Raw genomic sequence first — 6,201 nt, 5'->3', positions numbered from 1 at the left:
ATGTTTATAAGAGACCGCCTCCGCCCGCCTCAGGCCTCCCGGTAGCGGGCGACCTCGCGCTCGGCGAGAAGAGGCACCGCCCTTCCCGGAACCAGCTCCCGGTAGTGGCGGCTTTCCTGGTGCCGTGCCAGGGCGGCTTCGTCCGCATAGCATTCGAGAAGGACGAAGCGACGCGGATCGTCCGTCGAACGCACCGGCCGGTACATCAGACATCCCGGCTCCGCCCGGCTGGCTTCCGACAGCTCGGACAGAACCTCCGCCACCTCCTCCTGGGTCTCCGTCCGAGCCGTCCACCTGGCGACAACATAAAGAGGCACCGGTTTCCCGTCCTTTCGTGACCGTGGGCAGTTCATTTCACCGCCGAGAATGCGTGGGGCTGCCGTGGTCACGCAAATAGGGAAACGCATTTCCCGTATAAGAGCGCGCGCCCGCTCCGTTCACCGCACGGCTTGCGGACGCCTCCGCGCCCAGCCGGCCGGGAACGACGCGTCGGCGGCGAGCCTCATGGCCTCTGCCGCGAGCCGTGCGGCCGAGGCCGGATTCTGTCCGGTCACCAGGGTGCCGTCCACGACGACATGGCTCCGGAACGGCTCGCCCGCCTCGTACAACGCTCCCCGCTCCCTCAGTGCCTCGTCGAGGAAGTAGGGCACCACACGGTCCAGCCCCACAGCCCGTTCCTCCGCCTGGGTGAAGCAGGTCACCCGGCGCCCCGCCACCAGATGACCACCGGCGGGGGTGCGCACGTTGAGCAGGGCACCGACGCCGTGGCACACCGCGGCGATCACGCCTCCCCGCGCGCAGTGCGCGGCGAGGAAACGGGCCAGGTCCTCGTCGTCCGGCAGGTCGAGGATGGCTCCGTGACCGCCCGCGACGAACACCACGCCGAAGTCCGAGGGGTTCAGAGCGCCGATCGCCCCGGTGTGTTCCAGTCGTGCCCGCACCGTCCCGTCCTCCAGGAACATGCGCTGGGGCGGATCGGACGTGTCCACCCCGCCCATCGGGGGCCGGCCGCCGACCGTGCCGGCGAAAAGGAAGTCCCATCCCGAGGACACGAGCGCCAACCAGGGGTACGCGGCCTCGGGCAGCCAGAAGCCGGCGGGCCGGCCATTGGGAAGTCGTTCGACGTTGCTCAGGACAATGAGACCGCGTGTGGGGGTTGTGGGCATTTCTTCTCGCTTTCCCAACAAATGGTGGCGGGGTGGCACCCGGCCGCCGGTCACTCGTAGGCACCATACGCCAACAACATCCGTTCCTGAAAGATTCCGGAGTCGACTTTCCGCCCCTCATAAAAGTGTCTATGCGGGGGATGCACTTGCCTATTTGAAGGCATCCGCCGGGAGGCCTAGATTTCTCGGTGGGAAGGGCGCCCGCCGCCCTTCGGCCCCGGGGCGCGCGCACGGCGGACGGCTCCTCGTCGCGAGAGCGAATCGCGCCGAGCGCCCGCGGGGAGCCGTTTCGACGTCACGCAGTCCTCTTCCGTGAACTCTGGAGCACCCATGTCCAAGAAGGTTCTCTTCGCCCTGACGAGCCACGACACACTCGGGGACACCGGCCGGAAGACCGGCTTCTACGTGCCCGAGGTCGCCCACCCCGCCCGGGTGTTCCGCGAGGCCGGCTTCGAGGTCGCCTACGTGTCGGTCAAGGGAGGGGCGGCCCCGCAGGACGGCATCAACAAGGACGACCCCGTCGTCTCCGCCTTCCTCGCGGACGAAGCCGTGCAGGAGGCCCTGGCCGCGACCCCGGCCCCGGGGGACCTGAAGGCCGAGGACTACGACGTGATCTACTTCGCGGGCGGGCACGGCACCATGTGGGACTTCCCCGGGTCCCGGGAACTCGCGGAGCTGGCGGCCGCCGTCTACGAGCGCGGTGGTGTGGTCGCCGCCGTCTGCCACGGCCCGGCCGGTCTGGTGAACCTCCGGCTGAGCGACGGCACCTACCTGGTGGAGGGCAAGCAGATCTCCTCGTTCACCGACGAGGAGGAGGCCGCGGTCGGGCTCACCGAGGTCGTGCCGTTCCTTCTGGAGTCGAAGCTCGCCGAGCGCGGCGCCAAGATCACCAAGGCGCCCGACTTCACCGAGCACGCCGTGGCCGACTCCCGCGTGGTTACCGGGCAGAACCCGGCGTCCGCCGCCAAGGTCGCCGAGCTGGCGATCCGGGAGCTCTCCGCCGCCTGACCCCCGTGCCCGGCCGGGCGGCCTGGAACACCCCGCCGCGTCCCCCGGCGGCGCCCGTGTCCCGGCCCGCCCCGCTCGGCCGCCTTCCCCGCCCCGCGGGGTGGGGAAGGCGGCCGGGCGGTGACACCGGTCACACCGCCGACGGACGCGTGAGCGGCCTGGCACCCTGGCATGCGTCCGCACACCGGACACCCCGCGGCCACGCCGCCGGGACGACTCGGGGGGATGGCATGAGCGTACAACTCAACTGGCTGCGCACCTTCGTCACCGTCTATCGCCTGGGCTCCTTCACCAAAGCGGCGCAGAAGCTCGGCATGTCCCAGCCGGCGGTCACCCACCAGATCCGCAATCTCGAAAAGGAGATCGGCTGGCTCCTCTTCGAGAGGCTTCCCCACGGCGCGCAGCCCACCCCGGCCGCGGACGGCCTCCTGCGGGAGGTACAGGGGCCGGTCGACGCGCTCAGCAACGCCGTCGACTCCGCCTACGGCAAGGAGGCGCCGCGCCGTCCCCTGTACGTCGGCGGGCCGACGGAACTGATGACCAGCCGGCTCATTCCCGCGATCAGCGACCTGGTGGCGGAGGGGATCCGGTTCCGCTTCGTCTTCGGCCTCGCGGACGACCTGCTGACCCGGCTCGTCGAAGGGGAACTCGACCTGGTGCTGTCCACGATCCGGCCGCGGATCCGCAGCATCGCCGCCTCCCCCCTGTTCGACGAGGAGTTCGTCCTTCTCGCCTCGGCCGAACTGGCCGCCCGCATCCCCCGGGAGCGGCTCGCGGCCGACGGGCCCGCGGTGCTCTCCGAGCTCCCGTGGATCAGCTACGCCGAATCCCTCCCGATCATCCGGCGCTACTGGCGGGGTGTTTTCGACGCGGCGCCCGACATGACGCCGGCGATCGTGGTCCCCGACCTGCGGGGAGCCCTGGCCGCCGTGAAGTCCTCCGCGGGTGTCTCCGTACTCCCCACCTACCTCTGTGCGGAGGAACTGGCCTCCGGCGCGATCGTCCCGCTGCTGCAGCCCGAGGTGCCCCCGATCAACACCTTCTACCTGGCGCACAGACAGGGCGAGTTCTCCCGGCCCGATCTCACCCTGCTGCACGGCCACCTTCTGCTGAAGGGACGCCTCTGGTCCTGACACGTCGAGGACACCGGTGGGGCCGGGCCCGTGCGGGCCCTCCGGGGCCCTCCGGGCGCGGCATGCCGGTCACCCCGGATCCGGCGTCGGCCCGGGGGACCGGGCGATCTCCCGCTCCGCTGTTTCGATGATCGCCAGCGCCGCCGCCGCGGCCGCCGCGGGATCACCGGCCGCCACGGCGTCCACGATGGCGCGGTGGGGTGCCAGCGAGGCCTCGACCGCGCCGGGGGTCCGCGTGCTGAGGAGGAAGCTGTGCTCCAGGGCGATGTCGACGGCGCGACCCAGTGAACCGAGCAGCCGGTTGCCGCTCGCGTTGAGCAGCGCGCGATGGAAGGCGAGATCCGCCTCGATGTACTCGTCACGCCCGGGCTTCGCCGCCGCTGCCTCCATGGCCGCCAGGGCCTCGTACAGGGCGCGCGTCCCGTCCGACCCGGCCCGGCCGGCGGCGAGCCTGGCCGCCTCGGGCTCGACGATCCGGCGCAGCTCACCGGTGTCGCGCAGCAGCGCCCCGGGATCTTCCGCCTGCTTCCAGCGCAGCACGTCGCGGTCCAGATGGTTCCAGTGCTCCGGGGGCGGCACACGCGTCCCCGTGCGTGGGCGCACCCGCAGCAACCCCTTGGCGACCAGGGCCTTCACCGCCTCCCGCAGCACGCCGCGGCTGACGCCGATCTCGCCGGCGAGCGCCTCTTCGACCGGCAGCGCCTGCCCCGGTTGCCACGCGCCACTCACGACGCGTCGGCCGAGTTCGTCGACCACTCGCTGGTGCATCGTCCGGTAACGCACGGGTTCTCCCCCTGGACGTCATTCATCGAATCATTTAATGATTGGCCAAGGCTACCGGCCGCGTGCGTGACCCCCCCCACGGCGGAGATCTCGCCGGGTGACCCGGAGGGAGGAGGGACCGATCGCCGCGCCCGCCGGCCGCGCACCGGGCGGGGGCGCCGATGTGCCGGCCCTTTCCGGCGCTGTCCGCGAGAACCGCGGGCCGGCGGTCCGGGTCCAACCGGCCGACCCCGGCCGACACCGAGGGGCACCGGCCGACACCGAGCGACCACAGGAGCGAGGAATGACGGAAGAAGCGCGAGGGACCGGCCGCCGCAGCCGGGCGTGGTTCGGCGCACGGGGCCGCGGCGGGATGCTGTACCGCTCCTGGATGCGCAACCAGGGGTTCGGCCACGAGGTGTTCGACGGACGCCCCGTCATCGGCATCGCTGTCAGCGCCTCGGAGCTCGCCCCCTGCAACACCCACCTCACGGGGGTCGCCGAAGCCGTCCAGCGCGGCGTGTGGCAGTCGGGCGGCTTCCCGCTCCGGTTCCCCACCATGGCCACCGGCGAGACCCTGATGCGTCCCACCGCGATGCTCTACCGCAACCTCATGGCCATGGAGGTCGAGGAGCTGATCCGGGCCAACCCGCTCGACGGCGTCGTGCTGCTGTCCGGCTGCGACAAGACGACACCCGCCATGCTCATGGGTGCCGCCAGCGTGGACCTGCCCGCCCTCATGGTCACCGGCGGCCCGATGCTGAACGGCAAGTACCGCGGCCGGGACGTGGGTTCGGGCACCCACGTGTGGAAGTTCGAAGAGGATCTGAAGACCGGCCGGATGACGGAGGAGGAGAGCCACGTCGCCGAGGGCTGCATGGCCCGCTCCAGCGGCCACTGCATGACCATGGGGACCGCCTCGACCATGGCCTGCGCGGCCGAAGCGCTCGGCATGCAGCTGCCGGGCTCGGCGGCCTGGCCGGCCGTCGACTCCCGGCGGATGGAGACCGCGCAGGCGGCGGGGCGTCGCATCGTGCGGATGGTGGAGGAAGGGCTGCGCCCCTCGGCGATCCTGACCCGCGAGGCGTTCGAGAACGCCATCCGGGTCAACGCCGCCATCGGCGGTTCCACCAACGCCATCATCCACCTCACCGCCCTCGCCGGACGCGTCGGCGTCGACCTGGACCCCGAGGACTTCGACGCCCTGGCCCGGGCGGTGCCCACCCTGGTCAATCTGATGCCCAGCGGCAGATACCTGATGGAGGACTTCTGCTACGCGGGCGGGCTGCCCGCGGTCATGGCCGAACTGCTCCGCGGCGGGCTTCTGCACGGCGAGCGGATCACCGTCACCGGACGGGGCGTCGCCGAGAACGTCGCGGGCGCCGAACGGGTCGATCCGGACGTCATCACCGGTCTCGACGCCCCGTTCCAGCCGGCCGGTAACGGCACCGCCGTGCTGCGCGGCAACCTGTGTCCGGACGGCGCGGTGATCAAGCAGTCCGCCGCCTCACCCCACCTTCTCACCCACCGCGGTCCCGCACGCGTCTTCGACTCCCCGGAGGAGTACCACCGGGTCGCCGACGACCCGGAGCTCGACGTCGACGAGAACACCGTGCTCGTCATCCGCAACGCCGGCCCCAAGGGCTACCCCGGCATGCCCGAGGTCTCCAACGTCCCGCTGCCGGCCAAGCTGCTGAAGGCGGGCGTCACGGACATGGTGCGCGTCTGCGACGGCCGGATGAGCGGAACCGGGTACGGGACCGTGGTGCTGCACGTGGCCCCCGAAGCCGCGGTCGGCGGGCCCCTCGCCCTCGTGCGGAACGGGGACCCGATCGTCCTCGACGTCCCGAACCGCACCCTGCGTCTGGAGGTGGACGACGCCGAACTCCGGCGGCGCCGTGCGACATGGCGGGCGCCCGCCGAGGAGCACACCGGCGGCTACACCTGGCTCTACACCCGGCACGTCGAACAGGCCGACAAGGGCGCGGACTTCGACTTCCTGCGCGGATGCCGCGGGTACGACGTCCCCCGCGACTCCCACTGAGCCGGCGCACCGCCCCGCGCACGGCGTCACCACACCTCGAGAACCCGGGAGAGACCACCGTGGAACCGGCAGCGACCCGCCCCCGCCC

Annotated in this window: 6 protein-coding genes; 3 read left to right on the top strand and 3 right to left on the bottom strand. The window is 71.6% G+C overall.

Annotated elements, in window-relative coordinates; genetic code table 11:
- Positions 1-29: 29 nt before the first annotated feature.
- Positions 30-353: a putative quinol monooxygenase gene (locus FOE67_RS13345; RefSeq protein WP_182663906.1), complete on the bottom strand. Its 324-nt coding sequence runs from the start codon at positions 351-353 to the stop codon at positions 30-32.
- 84 nt (positions 354-437) lie between these two features.
- Positions 438-1,166 (bottom strand): type 1 glutamine amidotransferase domain-containing protein, encoded by a 729-nt coding sequence (locus FOE67_RS13340; protein ID WP_182663902.1) that lies wholly within the window; start codon positions 1,164-1,166, stop codon positions 438-440.
- A 330-nt stretch (positions 1,167-1,496) separates the two neighbouring features.
- Here FOE67_RS13340 and FOE67_RS13335 point away from each other — a divergent pair, with 330 nt between their 5' ends.
- Together FOE67_RS13335 and FOE67_RS13330 are read left to right on the top strand one after the other, a co-directional pair.
- Positions 1,497-2,174, top strand: a complete 678-nt coding sequence (locus FOE67_RS13335) for a type 1 glutamine amidotransferase domain-containing protein (protein WP_182663900.1) — start codon at positions 1,497-1,499, stop codon at positions 2,172-2,174.
- A gap of 230 nt (positions 2,175-2,404) precedes the next feature.
- A complete protein-coding gene (locus FOE67_RS13330) occupies positions 2,405-3,307 on the top strand; it encodes a LysR family transcriptional regulator (protein ID WP_182663898.1) in 903 nt (300 codons plus the stop codon).
- Positions 3,308-3,376: 69 nt separating this feature from the next.
- Here the strand turns inward: FOE67_RS13330 and FOE67_RS13325 are convergent, their stop codons facing one another.
- Complete coding sequence (locus FOE67_RS13325) at positions 3,377-4,075, bottom strand: FadR/GntR family transcriptional regulator (RefSeq protein WP_182663904.1); 699 nt, start codon at positions 4,073-4,075, stop codon at positions 3,377-3,379.
- A gap of 298 nt (positions 4,076-4,373) precedes the next feature.
- Here FOE67_RS13325 and FOE67_RS13320 point away from each other — a divergent pair, with 298 nt between their 5' ends.
- A complete protein-coding gene (locus FOE67_RS13320; protein WP_182663896.1) occupies positions 4,374-6,113 on the top strand; it encodes an IlvD/Edd family dehydratase in 1,740 nt (579 codons plus the stop codon).
- Positions 6,114-6,201 lie beyond the last annotated feature (88 nt).

This window comes from Streptomyces calidiresistens (genome assembly GCF_014141525.1).
Lineage (GTDB): Bacteria > Actinomycetota > Actinomycetes > Streptomycetales > Streptomycetaceae > Streptomyces > Streptomyces calidiresistens.
This window is presented reverse-complemented; position numbering and strand designations above follow the sequence as displayed.